This window comes from Mycobacterium saskatchewanense, from assembly GCF_010729105.1.
Classification (GTDB): Bacteria; Actinomycetota; Actinomycetes; order Mycobacteriales; family Mycobacteriaceae; genus Mycobacterium; species Mycobacterium saskatchewanense.
The window spans coordinates 5269423-5287363 of sequence record NZ_AP022573.1 but is presented as its reverse complement, the minus strand read 5'-3'; the positions used below and the strand labels follow the sequence as shown (position 1 = coordinate 5287363).

The window sequence follows — 17941 nt, the reverse complement described above, 5'->3', positions numbered from 1 at the left end:
GAGGGGCCGTTGGGCCTCAGGGGGCGGCCATTGGTCCCGGTGAAGCCCTCTCAGAAATCGGCGAGCGGGGCGACCCAGTGCACGCGGGCGCCGCCCTCGGGGGGATTCGTGATTTCGCAGGTGCCCCCGAGTTGTTCGGCGCGGTGTTTCATGTTGGCCAACCCGCTGTGCCGCGAATTGCCCTCGGGTATGCCGCAGCCGTTGTCGCTGACGTCGAGGATGAACATGTCGGCGACATTGATCTCGACGGTCAGCCGCGACGCACCGGAGTGGCGCAGGGCGTTGCTGATGGCCTCGGCGCTGACGGCTTCGGCGTGCTCGGCCACCTCGCCCCCCACCGCGGTCATCGGTCCGTGGATGCGCAGGGTGGTCACGATGTCCCGGTTCTCGGTGAGGTCGGCGATCACCCGCTGAATCCGGTGCCGGAAGTCGCCGTTCTTCCCCAACGGGGTCTTGAGCTGGAAGATCGTGGTGCGGATCTCCTCGATGATGGTCTGCAGGTCGTCGAGTGTGCGGTTGAGCCGGTCGGCGACCTCGGGGGAACGCGACCGGGCCAGCGTGCCCTGCAGGTCCATGCCGGCGGCGAACAACCGTTGGATGACGTGATCGTGCAGGTCGTGCGCGATGCGCTCACGCTCGGCGAGGATGGTGAGCCGGCGGGCGTCGTCGCGGGCAGACGCCAGGACGAGGGCTATCGCGGCGTGGGTGGCGAAGTCGCTCACCAGGTCGAGGTAGGCCTCGGAAAACGGCGGCTGGTCGACGCCGCGGGCGATCGCGATCACGCCCGCGACCTGGTCGTGGGCGCGCAGCGGCATCAGGATGGCGGGGCGCTGGCCGACATCGGTGAACGCCTCGATCGGGTAGCTCAACGCCTCGGTGATCAGCGGCTCGCCCGAGCGGAACACGTTGCCGCTGGTCGAACCGTCCACCGGGATTCGTTGGCCGAGCACCTCGTCGGCGTGCAGACCGACCGCGGCGGACACCACCAGCGTGTCGACCTCGTCGTCCGGCACGTCGGCGTCGGCGGGAATCAGCACGATCGCCTGCTCGGCGTCGGTCAGCATGCGCGCGCGTTCGGCGATCAGCTGCAGCGGGCGCCGGTACGGCTCGGTGCTGGACAGCAGCGCCGTCGTGATCTCGCGGCTGGCCTCCATCCACTTCGCCGCCGTCCGCTCCCGGTCGAAGAGCCGCGCGTTGTCGATCGCGACGGCGGCGGCGAATGCCAGCGCGCGGGCGGCGACCTCGTCGGACTCGGAGAAGACCCGCTGCGGGTCCACGTGGGTCAGGTAGATGTTGCCGAACACGATGCCCCTAACGGTGATCGGCACCGCGAGGAACGCCCGCATCGGCGGGTGGTGTTCGGGAAACCCGACGGCGGCCGGATGCGCCGTCAAATCGTCCATCCGCATGGCCGCGGCGTCGAAGATGGACAGGCTGAGCAGGCCTTTTCCGACCGGCAGGTGCCCGATGCGCTCGACCGTCTCGGGGTCCATGCCTTCGTGGACGAACGAGAGCAGATTGCCCTCGGGATCACGCACCGCCAGGGCACCGTACGGGGCGGAGGTCAGTTCCCTGGCCGCGGTGATGATCCGGTGCAGCGTGGCATCGAGGTCCAGGTCGGCCCCGATCTCGACGAATACGCGCAGCAACTGCTCCATTTGGTCGCGCGCGGCCAGCAACTCGTCGAGCTGCGCATGCATCGTGCTTACCAGGCCGCGCTGGCCAAGTCCGGCAAAAGCCGAGCTACGTTCGTCGCTAGCCACCGACCCAATACCTCCAAGACACCTTCGGGGTCGCAGTTTCGTCCAGTGAAAAGTCACGCACTCAACCCGGAGGTGCGCATACAGCTTAGCCCCGCCCGAGCCAGGTTCCCACCACCGCACACACGCCGCCCGCCAGGGAATTCCGGCCTCTCCTGAGCAAACGTTGCTAGGACCCGGAGCGCCCCTTTCCGCGGCCCCGCCAGCTCACGCCTGTGGCGCTTCGCTCGCGCTTCCAGAGTGGCCGGAGCGCTGGTCGAGCCTCGAGGCGAACACTGCCGCTTGGGTTCGCCGCTCCATGCCGAGCTTGGCCAGCAAACGCGACACATAATTCTTCACCGTCTTCTCGGCGAGGAACATGCGGGCGGCGATCTGTCTATTGGTCAATCCTTCACTGAGCAGCCCGAGCAGCGTTCGCTCCTGTTCGGTCAGGCCGGACAGCGGATCTTCGCGCTCCGCCGCGCCACGCAGCTTTGCCATCAGCGCGGCGGCGGCCCGGTTGTCCAGCAGGGACTTGCCGGCGCCGACCTCCTTGATCGCGTGGGCGAGCTCCATCCCCTTGATGTCCTTGACGACATAACCGCTGGCACCGGCCAGGATCGCCTCGAGCATCGCCTCGTCGGAGGTGAACGACGTCAACATCAGGCAGCGCAGGTCCGGGTGGTCGGAGACCAGGTCGCGGCACAACTCGATCCCGTTGCCGTCGGGAAGGCGCACGTCGAGCACGGCAACGTCGGGTCTGAGGGCCGGGATCCGGGCTTTCGCCTCGGAAACCGAACCGGCCTCGCCGACGATCTCGAGCTCGCTGTCGGCTGCGAGGAGATCGGCCAGACCCCGCCGGACCACTTCGTGGTCGTCGACCAGGAAAACCTTAATCATGAGGAGCCCTTCCTGCCGGCCGCGCGCGTCGCGAGAGTCATCCCGGCGGCCAGATCAATGCCAACTCAATATTGCATACCTTCATCATCGCCCGGTCTCACAAGTGTTGCCGATTGACGATGAGCAGCGAACAGTCCGCGTCCTGCAATATGGCGCTGCCGGCCGGTCCGACGAGCTCTTCAAGGCGCTGCCGGTTCTGGGAACCGACGACGATCAGGGTCACCGAACGGCGATGGCCGGCCACATACTCCAACAGGCCGCCGTGGATGGCCACCGTCTCAACCTGCAGTGCCGGGTGACGTCGTTTCCAGGTCGCGAGCCGGCGACCCAGGTCCGCGAGTGCCCGCCGATCGCTTTCGGTGTCGCCCACGCCGTTGTCGGCAACCGTTCGCCGGCACACGATCGCCTGGAGGGTGGCGTCGCGCGCCCGGGCCTCGTCCACGGCGGCGCCCAGCAAGACACCGTTGTCGGGCGATCCGTCGAGTTCCACCGCGATCCGTTCCACGGCGTGGCGGAGGTGGCGGACGCCGTCGTCCCGTCCCCGAATGATCGCCACGGGACACCGCGCCGACACCGCCAGCGCCGCCGCCGTCGAACCCACCCGGCCGGGCCGGAAATGCCGCAACCCCACCGCGCCCACGCACACCATGACCGCCGACGCCGAGGCGCGGATCAACGACCCGACCGCCGCCCCGTCGACGATCTGCGTTTCCAGCTTCACCGGCTTGCCGGTGGCCTCCACGGCGCTGCGCGCCTGACGGACCGCCACGTCGGCGGTCGCGTGCGCCTCACCCTGCTCGATGGCGCACAGCAGTCGCAGCGGAACATCACGACTCACGGCCTCCTCGACCGCCCAGATTGCGGCCCGGATCGCCGCCTTGGAGCCGTCGATCCCGACGACCACCGGCTGCGGCTGGGCTGATGGGTTCATGCGGCCTGCGGCTCCTAGTGGCGAACGACGAGCACAGAGCAGTCCGGGTAGCCCACGATCGGATGGCAGTTCGGCGTGACGAGCCCGGCGATCTCGCCGGCATCGGCGCTGCCGACTACGGCCAATTCTATTGCGCTGCCACGCCTCTCACCGTACTTGGCGCCGGTACCCGCGGCCACGGTCTCGACATGGACGTCCGGGTACCGTCGCACCCAGCTGTTCAGGCGACGATCGATCTGGCGTACGATGGCGCGGCGGCGGCGCCCCTCCTCCATCGCGGTGCGCACGACTTCGTCGTTGTCCGGTTCGTCGTTGAGAACCACGGAGATCACGCCCAGCTGGGTCGGTGATCCGTCGGGATCCGTGCGAATGATGGCGACCGGGCAGTGCGCCCGCGCCACCAACCCGGCGGCGGTCGGGCCGAGCAACCCGTCGGATGCCCATCCGCGCCTGGAGGTGCCGACGCACACCAGCGCGGCGCCCAGTGACTCGTCGATCAACACCTGGGCGGGGTCTCCCGAGAGGATCGCGGTCTCGATCTCGACGGGCTTGCGTTCGCTCAGCACCGCACTCTGCGCCTGCGACAGCGCCATTTCGCCGCGCTCGATCTCCCAGTCGGACGGCGGGGTGGCCGCATCGTGCGGGCGGGCGGTGACATAGACGAGGCGCAACGGCAGCTGACGGCCGATCGCCTCGTCGACCGCCCACTTCGCGGCGTTGACCGCGGCCGCCGAGCCGTTGACGCCCACGACCACCGACTTGGCGTCCAGCTCACTCATTTCGGCTCCTGACTGGTTCACTGGTTCAAGGCTATTGGGCCTCGGGGTGGCGCGAAGGGGTCGTTAGCCCTCTCCTGCGATGCCGTTCGTCCCCGGCGCGCCGGTGAGGTCGGTCGGTTCGCCGGCGAGCTCGAACAACTTGTCCACGTCCGCGCGTTCACAGGCCGCCGTGCCGGGCGTCGTCAACATCGCTGCCCCCGCGGCGATCCCGTAGCCGACGGACTTGACCAGGGTCCACCCGCGGCTGAGTCCCACGGTGAGGGCGGCCACCATCGCGTCGCCCGCTCCGACCCCACTCCCTTCGGGCATGGGGATCGCCGAAAAGCGTTGACTCGCATGTCGTGTCGCGAGCAGCGCGCCCTGCGAGCCCAGGGACACCAGGACCACTTCCGCCCGGCCGCTGTCAACGAGCTCGTGGGCGGCGGCCAATTGCTCGGCTTCCGTGGCCAGTGCCCGCCCCATACATTCGCGCAGTTCCCGCACGCTGGCCTTGAGGAGAAACACCCCGGAGGAGACGTGCCGGAGTCCGCCGCCGGAGGTGTCCAGGACCAGGCGAGTTCCCAGCTGAAGGCACATGTCGGCGACCTGTTGGTAGAAGTCGGCGGGTGCGCCGGGCGGCAGGCTGCCGCTGGCCACCACGAAGTCGGCCGACTCGGCCACGGCCCGCAACTCGTCCAGGCAGCCCTCCTGCTCGGCGAACGTCAGCTGCGGCCCGGGAAGGACGAAGCGGTACTGACGCCCGCTGCCCGTCTCGTTGACGGTAAAGCTCTCTCGCGTCGCCGCCGCGATGGCCACGTGCCGGAACGGCACGCCCGCATCCCTGAGGAGCAACAGGACGACTTCGCCCGTCGGTCCCCCGGCCGGGATGACCGCGGTGACCGACGCGCCGAGGATGTGGGCGATTCGCGCGACGTTGACGCCGCCGCCGCCCGGGTCGTATCGCGGCGGGTCGCAGCGCAGTTTGTCGGTAGGCCGCACGACCTCGACGCTGGTCGTGATGTCAAGCGCGGGATTCATGGTCAGGGTCACGATCTGTGACCGGCCGGGGATCGCGGGCGTCTGCATCATCTCGTGGTTCCGTGTGGTTACAGGCCGCTGGGGTAAGTTTCCGGCGTCTCCCCCGCGATCCACCGGCTCGTCACCTCGAGGGGCTCCAGCGCGCGGGTCTGGTCGATGTGGATCATCGCGTCGAACTGATCGGCCGGGCGGACATGGAAGTAGTGGCTCTGCCGCTCGGTTTCGGGCCGGTAGATCACGCCGATGGCGCGGCCCAGCCGCACGGTGCCCAGCGGCTCACCGGCCTCCGGGCTGAGGTCCGCCGACACCAGGAATGCGCTCTCGCCGGCCTCGTGCAGCAGTTCCTCGATGCTCCCGTTGAGCGCGGGCCGCACGGCCTTTCGCTCGGCCACGCCGCCCCAGTCGGTGGCCGCGGTGACGGTGCCCGTGTAGGTGCTGAAGCCGATGAGACGGGACTCGTCGCCGAACCGCTCGCGCGCGAGCTGGCCGAGCGTGAGCTGGCCGTCGGCGAAAACTTCGGTGGCGCGCGCGTCACCGACGTGGGAGTTGTGCGCCCACACAACAATTCGGGCCATCGGGACGTCCGGGACGTCCTTGTAGCGGTCCAGATGATTCAGCAGCGCCTCCAGGGTCTGCGCCATGTGCTTGTCGCGCAGGTTCCACGACGTGACGCGCCCCGCGAACATCGCCCGGTAGTACTCTTCCGCGTCGCGCACCGTCTGAGCATTCTGTTCGGCGTAGAACAGTTCGTCCTCGGCGATCAGCCCGTCCCGGCGCGCGTAGGCCAGGGCGTTGCGCTGGATCTCGACCAGTTGCTCGATGGCCTCTCTTTCGCAGGACGGCCCGGCGCCGAAGGCCGCCGAGAAACCGTACGCCTGGCCGTCGTCGGCCGAGGCGTGGTCGAAACAGGAGTAGCGCTCGCGCGCCCGCGCCGCCGCTTTGGGGTCGATCCTGTCGAGATAGGCGATCACTTCGTGCATCGACCGGTGCAGGCTGTAGAGGTCCAGCCCGTAAAAGCCGGTCTGGCGTTGACCGTTGGACTCCTGGCGCCGGTTGTGATCCCGCAGCCAGCCGACGAAGTCGCGGACGACGACGTTGCGCCACATCCAGGCCGGGAAGCGCTCGAAGCCGCTCAACGCCTCGTCGGGCCCGCTGTCCCCGCCGAGCCCGCGCACGTAACGGTTCACCCGGTAGGCGTCCGGCCAGTCCGCCTCCGCGGCAACGGCGCAGAAACCCTTTTCCTCGATCAGCCATTTGGTGATGGCCGCGCGGGCTTCGTAGAACTCGTGTGTGCCGTGCGAGCTTTCGCCGATCAGGACGACGCGGGCGTCGCCGATGAGCTCCTCCAGCGCCTCGCGCGGCGGGACGCCCCCGGGGGCGTCGATGGCCACCTCCGCGATCACCGCGGCCGGTGTCCGCGACGCGGGCTCGCGCCTCGGGCCGGCGGTGGTGGGCGTGGCCAGCAGCCGGCGCACCTCGTCGTCGGTGACCTGGCGGAAATCCCAGAACGACTCGCCGACGGCGAGGAACGGGGTCGGCATGCTCGCGCACACGACGTCGTCCACGATGCCGGCGAATTCCCGGCAGGTCGATTCGGGGGCGGCCGGCACCGCGATCACGATGGCGGCCGGCTCCGCTTCGCGCAGCGCCTGCACCGCCGCGAACATGCTTGCGCCGGTGGCCAACCCGTCGTCGACCAGGATGACGGTCTTGCCGGTCACGTCGAGGGGTGGACGTCCGTCGCGGTAGGCGGCCTCGCGCCGGACCAGTTCACGTCCCTCGCGCTCGGCGATGGCGCGCAGGTCTTGCGGGGTGATCCGCAAGCCGCGCACCACGTCGTCGTTGACCACGACGCGCCCTCCGCTCGCCAACGCCCCCACCGCGAACTCCTCGTGGCCCGGTGCGCCGAGTTTGCGGACGACGAAGGCGTCCAACGGGGCGTGCAGCGCGGCCGCCACCTCCCATGCCACCGGAACACCGCCGCGGGCCAACCCCAAGACAAGGACATTCCGCCGGTCGCGGTAGGCGCCGAGCAGGTCGGCCAGCACCCGTCCGGCCTCGCTGCGATCGCGGAACACGCGGCGCGGCGAGTGCCGCCTGACATCAGCCGCTCTAGTCATGATGCGACCACCTCCGTCTGCTTGCTTGACGAGTCCATCGGACCAGCCACACCGGAATCGCCGATAGGGACCGAAGTCCCGGGCTCTCGGGTCGTTCGTCGGCTCAGCCGCGCGGGTGAAGCTCGCCGATGTAGGCCATGACGCGGTTGAGGATCAGCTCGTACGCGTCACCGTCCTCGGCGAGGCGGACCAGCCCCCGGTGCCGGAGAAAGCCCTCGACGCGTTGATCCAATGACCAATCCGCGTAGACGTTGGTCGCATACGAAGAGTCCAGAAACTGAAACGCGAGCCCGTCGACATCGGTCAACAGCGGCGAACCGCCTACACGAGTGGGCATTTGACGTCCTCCGGGTTGCTGGGCGGTCTCATCATGGCGGGACCCGGGGTAGCGAAACTAGGGACTGAAGTCCCCTTTTGTCAGCGTGTAAGCGGTCCGCTCGCCCGGCACCGAGATTGCCGCAATGGTCGCGATCAAGCGGCAAAGCACGGCCCGCGCCGCAATTTCGACGGTCGGCGCCCCGGAACCTAAGCGCGGTGGCCGCGCTCGCTGATCGCCGCCTGCACCGCTGCGAAGCGCGACCGAGCCCGCTCGTCGGCGGCCTTCTGCTGGGCGGCGGTGACGACGATCGCGTCCGGTCCGGGATAGACGGTCGCCTCCTCACCGGTGGCCAGCCACTGGACCCGGTAGGGCGGCTCACCGTCCGGCGAGCGCACCACGGTGATCAGCCCGCGCATATCCGGATGGCCGATCGTGCCGCTCTTGATCACGAGCCAGTCCCCGACGTCGGCCTTCATGTGCTTACTCCTATTGCGTGTCGCGAAGGATATTTCGGTCCGACTAGCGGATCTCCAGCACGTCGCACAGGGGCCGCCGGGGCGTCGGCTCCGGGGCCACCTTGGTCGGCGGCGCGCCGCCCACCCGGATGAGGACCTGCGGCACCCCCGACGCGTCGGGCAGCAGGTCGGAGATGATGTCGCGGCTGGCGGCCAGTTCGGTGATGTGGGTCACCGTGCAGGTGGCCAGTCCCGCCATGGTGCATTCCAGCAGCACCGCCGACAGCGCCTGGCCCGCATTGAGCGCGTCCACCCGGGCGTCACCGGCCGTCGACAGCGCAACGATCTTCGCCTCATCCGGGCTGCCGGCAGAACTCTTCCGGGCGTGGGCCTCGGCGGGGAAGCGGCGGTTCAATTCGACGCCGCTGCCCGGCAGGTCGGATGGCAACGCGCTTTCCGGTATCCCCTCGTCATCCCTGGAAGGCGCCGTCCACCAACTCAATTCGTGGTGGTAGAGGTCGTCGTAGCGGCGCAAAGCCTCGGTGAGGCGGGACGCCTCGACCAGGCGGGGTCGCGCATCGTCGGCCAGCACATCGAGGGTGACCAGATCGCTGTCGAACGCGCTGCGCAGCACCGGCTCGAACGAAGCCCAGTCCTTCGGTGCACGAAAAGGGCGCCGATCGGTGCGGCGGCGCGAGATCGCCGCGGCGCGATCGCGCCGGGCCTCGGCGACGTAGTCGGACCAGGCGAAGTCGATCGCGGCGAGGTGGTCGAGGTTATTCGGGTTGGGGAACGCGTCGACGGTGGTCTCCCAACCGTCCGCGGCCATCGCGACCCGGAAGTGATCGAGCACCGCCCCGCAGCTGATGATCGACTGCCGGCCGGAGCCATCCGTCGAGGTCACTATGCGGTGCGGGTCGGCGAACAGGTCGACGGTGGGGCCACCGGCCACCCACCGCCAGGGCTGGCTGTTGTGCAGCGAGGGAGCGCGGCACGCCAATTCCACCGCCCTCTTGACCACCTCGGTATCGACCATCGTCTGCGTCATCGCCTTCCCCTCTCCCGGCTCATGTCCTATCGACCCTCGACCATGCCCGACCCGCGACGCCAGAGTCCTTGGTCCCCCGGGCCGCGTCTTTATGCCCAAGGGACCGAGCAGCCAGGGGACCGAGCACCCAGCGGACAAGCGGCGGCGACTGGTGACTTTCGTCTCTATTGCGCCGTCCCGCGCCCGGCAAACGATGAAGGCGCCAAGCAACAAGGAATCGGGACCAGGTATGGACGTCATCCGCAAGACGCAACACGACCTCGGCGTCCCGCCCAACCTCACCGACTATGCGCAAGCCCGGGCGCAGTTCCGGTGGGCCGACGTGCCGGCGTTGTGCGAGGGCATGGGGCCCGGCAGGTGCAACATTGCCTACGCGGCGGTCGACAGACATCTCAGCAAGGCGGCGGGGCCGGGGGCCACCCGTGCCGCACTGCGGTTCGTCGCCGACCAGGGCTGGGATGGCTCCGTAACCACCCGCGACATCAGCTACGGCGAACTCGGCGGGCTCACCAAACGCTTTTCAAGCGTCCTGCGCTCGCTGGGCATCAACAAGGGCGACCGGGTCTTCACGATCATGGGCCGCTGCCCCGAGCTCTACATCGCGATGCTCGGCGCGTTGCGCAACGGCAGCGTCGTCTCGCCGCTGTTCTCCGCCTTCGGCCCCGAGCCGATCGCCACCCGGGTCAACATCGGGCAGGCCGACGTCCTGGTGACCACGAGGGCGATCTATCAGCGCAAGATCGCGAAGATTCGCGACCGGCTGCCGTCGGTGCGGCACGTCCTCGTCGTCGACGACGACAAGGCCGGTGATCCCCCGACCGGGACGCTGAACTTCTGGCGTCGGATGGACGCCGCGGACGAGAACGCGCCGATCGAGCCGACCACCGCCGACGACCCGGCCCTGCTGCACTTCACCAGCGGCACCACCGGCACACCCAAGGGCGCCATCCACGTTCACGGCGCGGTCGCGATGCACTACGTCACCGGCCTCTACGCGCTCGACCTCCACCCGGACGACATCTATTGGTGCACGGCCGATCCCGGCTGGGTGACGGGCACCTCCTATGGCATCATCAGCCCCCTGCTGCACGGGGTCACCTCCATCGTCGACCAGGCCGAGTTCGACGCCGAACGGTGGTACCGCATCCTTCAGGATCAGGCGGTGTCGGTGTGGTACACGGCGCCGACCGCGATCCGGATGCTGATCAAGGCCGGCCCGGAATTACCGGCGCAGTACCGCTTTCCGCGGCTGCGCTTCATCGCCAGCGTGGGGGAACCTCTCAACCCGGAGGCCGTGTGGTGGGGGAAGCGGGTGCTGGGACTGCCGATTCACGATAACTGGTGGCAGACCGAGACGGGCGGCATCATGATCGCCAACACCCCGGCGTTCGACATCAAACCGGGCTCGATGGGTCGGCCGCTGCCGGGGATCGACGCGTACATCGTGCGCCAGACCGATTGCGGTGCAACGGAAGTCGTCGACGAACCGGACGTCGAGGGTGAGCTTGCCCTCAGGCCGGGATGGCCCTCGATGTTTCGCGGCTACCTGAATGCCGCGGAGCGCTACCGGAAGTCGTTCGCCGACGGGCTGTATCTGACGGGCGACCTCGCGAAGAAGGACGCCGACGGTTACTTCTGGTTCGTCGGGCGCAAAGACGACGTGATTAAGTCCGCCGGACACCTGATCGGGCCGTTCGAGGTCGAAAGCGCGCTGACCGACCATCCGGCGGTGGCCGAGGCGGCGGTCATCGGCAAGCCGGATCCGACCGTCGGCGAGATGATCAAGGCCTTCGTCATGCTCAAGAACGGAGTGGTCGGCGACGACGACCTGCGGCTGGAGCTGATCGGCCACGCGCGCAAACGGCTCGGGGCGGCGGTGGCGCCCAAAGAGTTGGAGTTCGTCGACTCGCTGCCCCACACCAGCAGCGGCAAGATCATGCGGCGCCTGCTGAAGGCCCGCGAACTCGGGCTGCCAGAGGGCGATACCTCCACGATCGAGCGACAGCCCGCCCAACACGCCGAAGGTGTTCCGTCGTGACCGACACGAAACTGGCCCACGAGCTGTTGTCCGACATGATCCGCGTCCGCCGCATGGAAGAGAAGTGCGCGGAGCTCTACAGCGCGGCCAAGATCCGCGGATTCCTGCACCTCTATGTCGGTGAAGAGGCCGTCGCCGCCGGGTCGCTGCGAGCGCTCGCCGACGACGACGCGGTGGTCGCGACCTACCGTGAGCACGCCCATGCGCTGCTGCGGGGCATCCCGATGACGTCGATCATGGCTGAGATGTTCGGCAAGCAGGAGGGGTGCTCGCGCGGCCGCGGCGGGTCGATGCACCTGTTCGACGCGTCCAAGCGGTTCTACGGGGGCAACGCGATCGTCGCCGGCGGCCTGCCGCTGGCGGTCGGCATCGCGCTGGCCGACGCCATGCTGCGGCAAAAGCGGGTCACCGCCTGCTACTTCGGCGACGGGGCGGTCGCCGAGGGCGCGTTTCACGAGTCGTTGAACATGGCCGCGCTATGGCACCTGCCGGTGTTGTTCTGCTGCGAGAACAACCTTTACGCGATGGGCACCGCGCTGGACCGCGCACAGTCGCAGACCGATCTCACCGTCAAGGCGGCGTCGTACCGCGTCCCGACCCTGGCCGTCGACGGCATGGACGTCGAGGCCTGCCACGCCGCCGCGCAAGAGGGCGTCGACCACGTCCGGGACACCGGCGGACCGTTCTTCATCGAGTTCCGCACCTATCGGTTCCGCGCGCACTCGATGTTCGACCCGGAGCTGTACCGCGACAAGGACGAGGTGGAACGGTGGCGCGAGCGCGACCCCATCCGATCCTTCACCGAGCGCAGCCTGGCCAACGGCACGCTCTCGGAGTCCGACGTGAGCCAGATCGAGGACGCCGCCGCGGCCGAAATCGAGGCGGCGGTGGCGTTCGCCGAGGCCGGAACGTGGGAGGACGCCGCGGACCTCGAGCGGGACGTGCTGACACCCGCGGCGGAGGTGACGCGATGAAGACCACCTACCGGACCGCCGTGCACGACGGGTTGCGCGATGCCCTGCGCGACGACCCGCGCGTCCTGCTGATGGGTGAAGACGTCGGCCGGTACGGCGGGACCTATGCCGCATCCAAGGGCCTGCTGGAGGACTTCGGTCCCGATCGGGTTCGCGACACCCCGCTGTCGGAGCTGGGCTTCGTCGGCATCGGGATCGGCGCGGCCCTGGGCGGGTTGCGGCCGATCGTCGAGGTCATGACGGTGAACTTCAGCCTGCTCGCGCTCGATCAGATCGTCAATACCGCTGCGGCCCTTCGCCACATGTCCGGCGGGCAATTCTCCGTCCCCGTCGTCGTGCGGATGGCGACCGGCGCGGGCCGCCAGCTCGCCGCCCAGCACTCGCACAGCCTGGAGCCGTGGTACGCCCACATCCCCGGCATCAAGGTGGTCGCCCCGGCCACCGTCGAAGACGCGTACGGCATGCTGGGCCCCGCCCTGGCGGACCCCGACCCGGTGCTGATCTTCGAGCACGTCCAGCTCTACAACACCTCCGCCGACGTCGAGGCCCTCGCCCCCACCGACATCTCGCGGGCGGCGGTCCGGCGCAGCGGCACCGACGCGACGATCATCGCTTACGGCGGATCGCTCTGGAAGGCCCTCGACGCGGCCAACGAGCTGTCGCTGGCCGGAATCGACTGCGAAGTCATCGATTTGCGGGTACTACGCCCGCTCGACGACGACACCGTCCTCGGGTCCGTCCGCAAAACCCACCGCGCCGTGGTCATCGACGAGGCGTGGCGCAGCGGGAGCCTGGCCGCGGAGGTCAGCGCGCGGGTGATGGAGGGCGCCTTCTACGACCTGGACGCGCCGGTGGCCCGGGTGTGCAGCGCCGAGGTCCCCATGCCTTATGCGAAGCATCTGGAGCAGGCCGCCCTGCCCCAGACCGCGGCCATCGTCGCCGCCGTGCACGGGTTGTTCGGTGACCCGTCATGATCGAATTCACCATGCCCGCACTCGGTTCCGACATGGACGAGGGCACCCTGAACGAATGGCTGGTCAAGCCGGGCGACAAGGTTGCGCGCGGCCAGATCGTGGCCGTCGTCGAGACCACCAAGGCCGCCGTCGAGGTCGAATGCTGGCAGGAGGGCACGGTCGGCGAGCTACTCGTTCCGGTCGGTGAAACCGTCCAGGTCGGAACGCCGTTGGCCATCCTGCTGGCACCCGGCGAGCGCGCCGAGAAGCGGCGGCCCCGGGCGGCGGCGCGCGCCGCCGCGAAGGCACCCGCTGCGCCGGCGCCGTCCGCACCCGTCGGCCGCCCGGGTACCCCCACCGCGCCCGGGCATCGCCGCTGGGTCTCGCCGGCGGCACGCCGCCTGGCGCAGAGCCTGAGCGTCGATCTCGGCGCCGTGACAGGCACGGGTCCGCAGGGGGCCGTCACCATCAACGACGTCGAGCACGCCGCCGCCGTCCGGGAACCGGCCAAGCCGGCGACCACTGCGGCGACCAGATCGGGCGCCGATCGAGCGGCGCAGATGCGCAAGTCGATCGCCGCCGCCATGAGCCGGTCCAAGCGGGAGATACCGCACTACTACCTCACTGACGAGATCGTGCTGGAGAAATCGCTGACCTGGCTGACCGCGCGAAATGCCCAGCGCTCCATCGATGAACGGGTCCTGCCGGCGGTTCTGCTGCTCAAGGCCGTCGGTCTCGCCGCGCAGCGATTTGGCGAATTCAACGGATTTTGGCGGGAAGACGGGTTCGAGCCCGCGACCGGCGTGCACGTCGGCGTCGGGATCTCGCTGCGCGGAGGCGGCCTCGTGGCGCCGGCCATCCACGATGTGCCGGACAAGAAGCTCGACGAGTTGATGGACGACCTCACCAATCTCGTCGCGCGGGCGCGCTCCTTCTCGCTGCGGAGTTCGGAGATGTCGGACCCGACTATCACCGTCACCAACCTGGGCGACAAGGGCGTCGACGCGGTCTTCGGGGTGATCTACCCGCCGCAGGTCGGCATCGTCGGGTTCGGCCAGCCGGCCCAGCGCGTCCGGGTCATCGACAACGGCATCCGGATCGTCCCGACCGTGCACGCCACCCTGGCCGCCGACCACCGGGCCAGCGACGGACACCGCGGCGCGCTCTTCCTCGGCGCCATCAACGAGTTGCTGCAACAGCCCGACCTCTTGGAGAAGTGATGTGCCATGACGACGACGAATGAAGACACCCGGTCGGTGGTGCTGTCCGTTTTGACCAGCATCGCACCGGAAGTCGAGCCCGATGACATCAGCGATGACGTGCTGCTGCGCGACCAGGTCGACCTCGATTCCATGGACTGGCTCAGCTTTCTGCGCGGCATCCACAAGCGGTTGAACGTCGACATTCCCGAGGCGGACTACGCCTCGCTGCGGACCCTGGCCGATGTCGTCGGCTACGTGGACAAGAACGCGTCCCGGCCCGGCGAGTGAGCGGGCCGCCATTGGACCCGTCGGGGGCTTTTGCAGCCGAACGGCCCTGCCGGCGGGGACGAACGGCCCTTGGCCCGAAGTTTGCTGCGCCGTACCGTGGATGACAAACCGGAAGGCAGGTTGAGCTCATGCAGACGACGGTGGAGACCCGAGTGCTGCAGAAGGTGGTGCACCTGGCTTGCCGGGCCCCGTCGGTGCACAACAGCCAGCCGTGGCGGTGGGTCTTCGAGGGTGGGGTTCTGCACCTCTTCGTCGATCGTCATCGCACGGTGCCGGGCACGGACAGGTTGGGACGGGAAACGATCCTCAGTTGCGGCGTCGTGCTGGACCACCTTCGCGTCGCCATGCTTGCCGCCGGATGGGATTCGGTGATCACCCGGTTTCCCGACCCGCATGACCCGGACCACGTGGCATCGATCGAGTTCCGGCCCACGGCTGGTGTGACCGGCGCCCAGCGCGACCGCGCTCGGGCGATTCTGCAGCGCAGGACCGACCGCCTGCCACTGGGACGGCCCACCTACTGGGACCTGTTCGAGCCCGTCCTGCGCGAAGCCTTCAGCGACGGCCCGGTGGCATTGGACGTGCTCTCCGACGACGTGCGGCCGCTGCTGGCCAAGGCCTCCCAACTGACCGAGATAATTCGCGGCGACGACGCCTCTTATCACGCCGAACTCGAGTGGTGGACCTCACCTTTCGCCCTGGCCGACGGCGTGCCGCCGAGCGCGCTCGTATCCGACAAGGAACGCCACCGGGTCGACGTGGGGCGCGAGTTCCCGGTCCGGGGTCACCAGGATCGGCGGCCCGCGGTCAAGGCGGACTGGTCGAAGATCCTCGTCCTGTCCACCCCGGACGACACCCGGACAGACCTGTTGCGGTGCGGCGAGGCACTGTCCGCGTTGTTGCTCGAGTGCACGACGGCATTCATAGCGACCTGCACCCTGACCCATCTGATCGAGGTGGACGAGAGCCGGGACATCGTGCGCAGCCTGCTCGACGAACGCGGGCAGCCGCAGGTGCTGGTCCGCGCCGGAATAGCGCCGGCGACGGAACGCCCGCCGGCGCCGACCCCGCGGCGTCCGCTGCGCGATGTCCTCGAGATTCGCTAGGTCCGGTCCGTGGTCGAACAACTTTGGTCCCTGCGGGGCATGACCTTCGGCCGGCGTCTTTGCCAGGCCGTGCCAATAAACTGGTTGCATATCAATGGCTTTCACAAACCTTCACAAGGGGACGGTTGATGTCGATAATCGATGACGGAATCAATATCCTGCCGGTGAGCGAATGCTGGGACTTGATCTCGGGGGTGACGTTGGGACGGCTGGTCACCAGCGTCGACGGTCATCCCGAGATATTCCCGGTCAACTACGCCGTCCAGCGACGCACCGTGCTGTTCCGCACGGCGGAGGGCACCAAGCTGGTCAGCACCGCGATCAACAATCACGTGCTGTTCGAGGTCGACGACCACAACGTCGCGGAGGGCTGGAGCGTGATCATCAAGGGCACCGCCCGTTCGCTGCATACCTTCGAGGAGCTCGAGGACGCCGAACGCGCCCAGGTTCTGCCCTGGACCTCGACGGAGAAGTCCCACTTCGTGCGGATCATCCCAGAGACGGTCACGGGCCGGCGGTTCCGATTCGGCGTGCCGCAAGAGCAGTAAGCAGCTCGACGCCGAGAGCGCCCATTCGGCGCCGAGATTGCCGCGGTGGTCGCGATTCGTCGAAAAGCACGACCCGCACAGCGACCTCGGCGCTGGCGCCACCCTAGCGGCTAGCTGATCGGCCGCAGGTGGCGTGGGCGCGGGACGAACTCCAGCGACAGCAGCACCATGAGCGCCGCCGGGATGTGGTGGGCGCACAACACCACGTATCGCCGGTCCGACAATGCGTGGAACTTGCGCAGGTACCGGTACAGCGACTCGAGCCGGATCAGCGGGTCGAGCAGGTGGATCAGCCGCAGCGCGACCCGCTGCGGCAGGCCGGGGTCCGCGGCCTCAAAAATCTCCGGGAACGCCGCGAAGGCCAGCGAAACGCGCTCCGCACCAAGGTCTTTCGCGTTCGTTATCATATCGACGGTGAGCCGCTCGTCGACGCCGTTGGGGGCCTCTGGGCGGCGGAACGGCACGTCGAGGCTGACCTCGGAACCCTGGCCCGCGGTCGCGTACCGGTGAAAGGCGACCACCCGCCCGGACCGGTCGCGGGCGATGGCCAGCCTGACGCCGGGGAAGCGGCCCTGCAGGGCCCCGTCGAGGTTCATGCAGAAGCCGCGCTCGGTGCGGGCGGCGCGGTGGGCGGCGTACAGCACCTCGGTCAGCTCGGCGGTCAGCGCGTCGCCGAGGCGCTGCTCGTCGACGATTTCCGTTGTCACCCCGCAGTTATGGGTGCGCTGCACCGCCTGGCGCAGGTTGCGATAGCGGCGGCCCTTCAGCGTGAAGTGGCGGACATTGACCACGACGTCGCGCCCGATCGGCACGGCCAGCATCGGCTGCCCCACCGTCTCCTTGCGCCACAACCGCAAGTGGCGCTCACCGCCGGCCAGCACGATGATCTGCCAGCCCCGGCCGCGGCACATCCGGACGAAATCGGCGGCCAGCTCGTCGAAGCGGGACGTATCGCCGATCGGGTCACCGCTGACGACGGCGAACCCCAGCCGGGTGCGGTAGGCGATCGCCGCGGTGTTGTCGGCGTTGAAGTGGTAGCTCTTGCTCGAATGCATGGCAAACGGCGCCAGCGCATCGGATCGGGTGGCGTCGACCAGCGCCCACACCCGCTCGAGCAGCTCGGGCTGCGGCCGCGCCGTGGTGGGTGACATGAGCGCGAGCCCACCGGCCGCGACCAGCACGTTGCCGACCAACGGGAAAGCCAGGAAATGGGCGAACACCCCGGCGCCCAGCGTGGCGGCCGCGATCACGGCGTGCCCGATGGTCACCGGACGGCCCAGGAAGATGCCCCGCGCGATGAGACCCACCGCGGCGAGCAAGGCCACCGACCAACCGAACCGGCCGGGCGCCACCTGGTCGTATCCGAGGTGCTGGCGCGCGACGAGGACCGTCAGCCAGCCCAGCACGCACAGCAGCAGGAACACGCTGGCGAAGCGGATCATCGGGGCGTCGCCGCGGACCAGGACGCGCTCGCGGCCCCGCGCTGCGACGGCGCCGCCGCGCCGGTTGGCATTCATATCCGCC

General features: G+C 68.8%; 17 protein-coding genes. 7 read left to right on the top strand and 10 right to left on the bottom strand.

The window, feature by feature from the left end; all coding sequences use genetic code 11:
• Positions 1 to 50: 50 nt before the first annotated feature.
• The 9 genes from G6N56_RS24720 to G6N56_RS24680 form a co-directional block, all read right to left on the bottom strand.
• Complete coding sequence (locus G6N56_RS24720; RefSeq protein ID WP_180150605.1) at positions 51 to 1700, bottom strand: GAF domain-containing sensor histidine kinase; 1650 nt, start codon at positions 1698 to 1700, stop codon at positions 51 to 53.
• 267 nt (positions 1701 to 1967) lie between these two features.
• Positions 1968 to 2639, bottom strand: a complete 672-nt coding sequence (dosR, locus tag G6N56_RS24715) for a hypoxia response regulator transcription factor DosR/DevR (protein ID WP_085256340.1) — start codon at positions 2637 to 2639, stop codon at positions 1968 to 1970.
• A 97-nt stretch (positions 2640 to 2736) separates the two neighbouring features.
• A complete protein-coding gene (locus G6N56_RS24710; RefSeq protein ID WP_085256339.1) occupies positions 2737 to 3570 on the bottom strand; it encodes a universal stress protein in 834 nt (277 codons plus the stop codon).
• 14 nt (positions 3571 to 3584) lie between these two features.
• Positions 3585 to 4349, bottom strand: a complete 765-nt coding sequence (locus G6N56_RS24705) for a universal stress protein (RefSeq protein WP_085256338.1) — start codon at positions 4347 to 4349, stop codon at positions 3585 to 3587.
• Positions 4350 to 4412: 63 nt separating this feature from the next.
• Positions 4413 to 5417, bottom strand: coding sequence for a 1-phosphofructokinase family hexose kinase (locus G6N56_RS24700; protein ID WP_180150411.1), 1005 nt, complete (start codon positions 5415 to 5417; stop codon positions 4413 to 4415).
• A gap of 17 nt (positions 5418 to 5434) precedes the next feature.
• Positions 5435 to 7486: an erythromycin esterase family protein gene (locus tag G6N56_RS24695; RefSeq protein WP_085256337.1), complete on the bottom strand. Its 2052-nt coding sequence runs from the start codon at positions 7484 to 7486 to the stop codon at positions 5435 to 5437.
• Positions 7487 to 7589: 103 nt separating this feature from the next.
• Entirely contained in the window at positions 7590 to 7823 is a 234-nt protein-coding gene (locus G6N56_RS24690) for a hypothetical protein (protein WP_085256336.1), read from the bottom strand.
• Between the two features lie 188 nt (positions 7824 to 8011).
• Positions 8012 to 8281: a DUF1918 domain-containing protein gene (locus G6N56_RS24685; protein ID WP_085256335.1), complete on the bottom strand. Its 270-nt coding sequence runs from the start codon at positions 8279 to 8281 to the stop codon at positions 8012 to 8014.
• Positions 8282 to 8324: 43 nt separating this feature from the next.
• A complete protein-coding gene (locus tag G6N56_RS24680) occupies positions 8325 to 9308 on the bottom strand; it encodes an Acg family FMN-binding oxidoreductase (protein WP_085256334.1) in 984 nt (327 codons plus the stop codon).
• Positions 9309 to 9537: 229 nt separating this feature from the next.
• Between G6N56_RS24680 and acsA the strand changes: the two genes are divergently transcribed.
• The 7 genes from acsA to G6N56_RS24645 all read left to right on the top strand — a co-directional run bounded on the left by acsA (position 9538) and on the right by G6N56_RS24645 (position 16417).
• Positions 9538 to 11346: an acetate--CoA ligase gene (acsA, locus tag G6N56_RS24675; RefSeq protein WP_085256333.1), complete on the top strand. Its 1809-nt coding sequence runs from the start codon at positions 9538 to 9540 to the stop codon at positions 11344 to 11346.
• A complete protein-coding gene (pdhA, locus tag G6N56_RS24670) occupies positions 11343 to 12320 on the top strand; it encodes a pyruvate dehydrogenase (acetyl-transferring) E1 component subunit alpha (RefSeq protein ID WP_085256332.1) in 978 nt (325 codons plus the stop codon). Before acsA ends, pdhA begins: the two co-directional genes overlap by 4 nt.
• On the top strand, positions 12317 to 13294 hold the full coding sequence (locus G6N56_RS24665) for an alpha-ketoacid dehydrogenase subunit beta (protein WP_085256331.1): 978 nt from the start codon (positions 12317 to 12319) through the stop codon (positions 13292 to 13294). The genes pdhA and G6N56_RS24665 overlap by 4 nt, the downstream gene beginning before the upstream one ends.
• Positions 13291 to 14493 carry a dihydrolipoamide acetyltransferase family protein gene (locus G6N56_RS24660; RefSeq protein ID WP_085256330.1) on the top strand — a complete coding sequence of 401 codons (1203 nt, stop codon included), beginning with the start codon at positions 13291 to 13293 and terminating at the stop codon, positions 14491 to 14493. The genes G6N56_RS24665 and G6N56_RS24660 overlap by 4 nt, the downstream gene beginning before the upstream one ends.
• A gap of 6 nt (positions 14494 to 14499) precedes the next feature.
• Complete coding sequence (locus G6N56_RS24655) at positions 14500 to 14763, top strand: acyl carrier protein (protein WP_085256329.1); 264 nt, start codon at positions 14500 to 14502, stop codon at positions 14761 to 14763.
• A 128-nt stretch (positions 14764 to 14891) separates the two neighbouring features.
• Complete coding sequence (locus G6N56_RS24650; RefSeq protein WP_085256328.1) at positions 14892 to 15869, top strand: Acg family FMN-binding oxidoreductase; 978 nt, start codon at positions 14892 to 14894, stop codon at positions 15867 to 15869.
• A 128-nt stretch (positions 15870 to 15997) separates the two neighbouring features.
• The gene (locus G6N56_RS24645) at positions 15998 to 16417 is read left to right on the top strand and encodes a pyridoxamine 5'-phosphate oxidase family protein (protein ID WP_085256327.1); all 420 of its coding nucleotides are present in this window, start codon (positions 15998 to 16000) and stop codon (positions 16415 to 16417) included.
• A gap of 110 nt (positions 16418 to 16527) precedes the next feature.
• Here G6N56_RS24645 and G6N56_RS24640 read toward each other — a convergent pair whose 3' ends face one another.
• On the bottom strand, positions 16528 to 17934 hold the full coding sequence (locus G6N56_RS24640) for a bifunctional lysylphosphatidylglycerol flippase/synthetase MprF (RefSeq protein WP_085257952.1): 1407 nt from the start codon (positions 17932 to 17934) through the stop codon (positions 16528 to 16530).
• Between the last annotated feature and the right edge of the window lie 7 nt (positions 17935 to 17941).

What these genes read in the sequence shown, in the direction of transcription:
- G6N56_RS24720 (WP_180150605.1), bottom strand. Translation starts at nt 1,700, where the DNA reads ATGCATGCGCAGCTCGACGAGTTGCTGGCCGCGCGCGACCAAATGGAG.
- dosR (WP_085256340.1), bottom strand. Translation starts at nt 2,639, where the DNA reads ATGATTAAGGTTTTCCTGGTCGACGACCACGAAGTGGTCCGGCGGGGT.
- G6N56_RS24690 (WP_085256336.1), bottom strand. Translation starts at nt 7,823, where the DNA reads ATGCCCACTCGTGTAGGCGGTTCGCCGCTGTTGACCGATGTCGACGGG.
- G6N56_RS24650 (WP_085256328.1), top strand. Translation starts at nt 14,892, where the DNA reads ATGCAGACGACGGTGGAGACCCGAGTGCTGCAGAAGGTGGTGCACCTG.
- acsA (WP_085256333.1), top strand. Translation starts at nt 9,538, where the DNA reads ATGGACGTCATCCGCAAGACGCAACACGACCTCGGCGTCCCGCCCAAC.
- G6N56_RS24680 (WP_085256334.1), bottom strand. Translation starts at nt 9,308, where the DNA reads ATGACGCAGACGATGGTCGATACCGAGGTGGTCAAGAGGGCGGTGGAA.
- G6N56_RS24665 (WP_085256331.1), top strand. Translation starts at nt 12,317, where the DNA reads ATGAAGACCACCTACCGGACCGCCGTGCACGACGGGTTGCGCGATGCC.
- G6N56_RS24685 (WP_085256335.1), bottom strand. Translation starts at nt 8,281, where the DNA reads ATGAAGGCCGACGTCGGGGACTGGCTCGTGATCAAGAGCGGCACGATC.
- G6N56_RS24655 (WP_085256329.1), top strand. Translation starts at nt 14,500, where the DNA reads ATGACGACGACGAATGAAGACACCCGGTCGGTGGTGCTGTCCGTTTTG.
- G6N56_RS24705 (WP_085256338.1), bottom strand. Translation starts at nt 4,349, where the DNA reads ATGAGTGAGCTGGACGCCAAGTCGGTGGTCGTGGGCGTCAACGGCTCG.
- G6N56_RS24710 (WP_085256339.1), bottom strand. Translation starts at nt 3,570, where the DNA reads ATGAACCCATCAGCCCAGCCGCAGCCGGTGGTCGTCGGGATCGACGGC.
- G6N56_RS24660 (WP_085256330.1), top strand. Translation starts at nt 13,291, where the DNA reads ATGATCGAATTCACCATGCCCGCACTCGGTTCCGACATGGACGAGGGC.
- G6N56_RS24695 (WP_085256337.1), bottom strand. Translation starts at nt 7,486, where the DNA reads ATGACTAGAGCGGCTGATGTCAGGCGGCACTCGCCGCGCCGCGTGTTC.
- G6N56_RS24645 (WP_085256327.1), top strand. Translation starts at nt 15,998, where the DNA reads ATGTCGATAATCGATGACGGAATCAATATCCTGCCGGTGAGCGAATGC.
- G6N56_RS24640 (WP_085257952.1), bottom strand. Translation starts at nt 17,934, where the DNA reads ATGAATGCCAACCGGCGCGGCGGCGCCGTCGCAGCGCGGGGCCGCGAG.
- G6N56_RS24700 (WP_180150411.1), bottom strand. Translation starts at nt 5,417, where the DNA reads ATGATGCAGACGCCCGCGATCCCCGGCCGGTCACAGATCGTGACCCTG.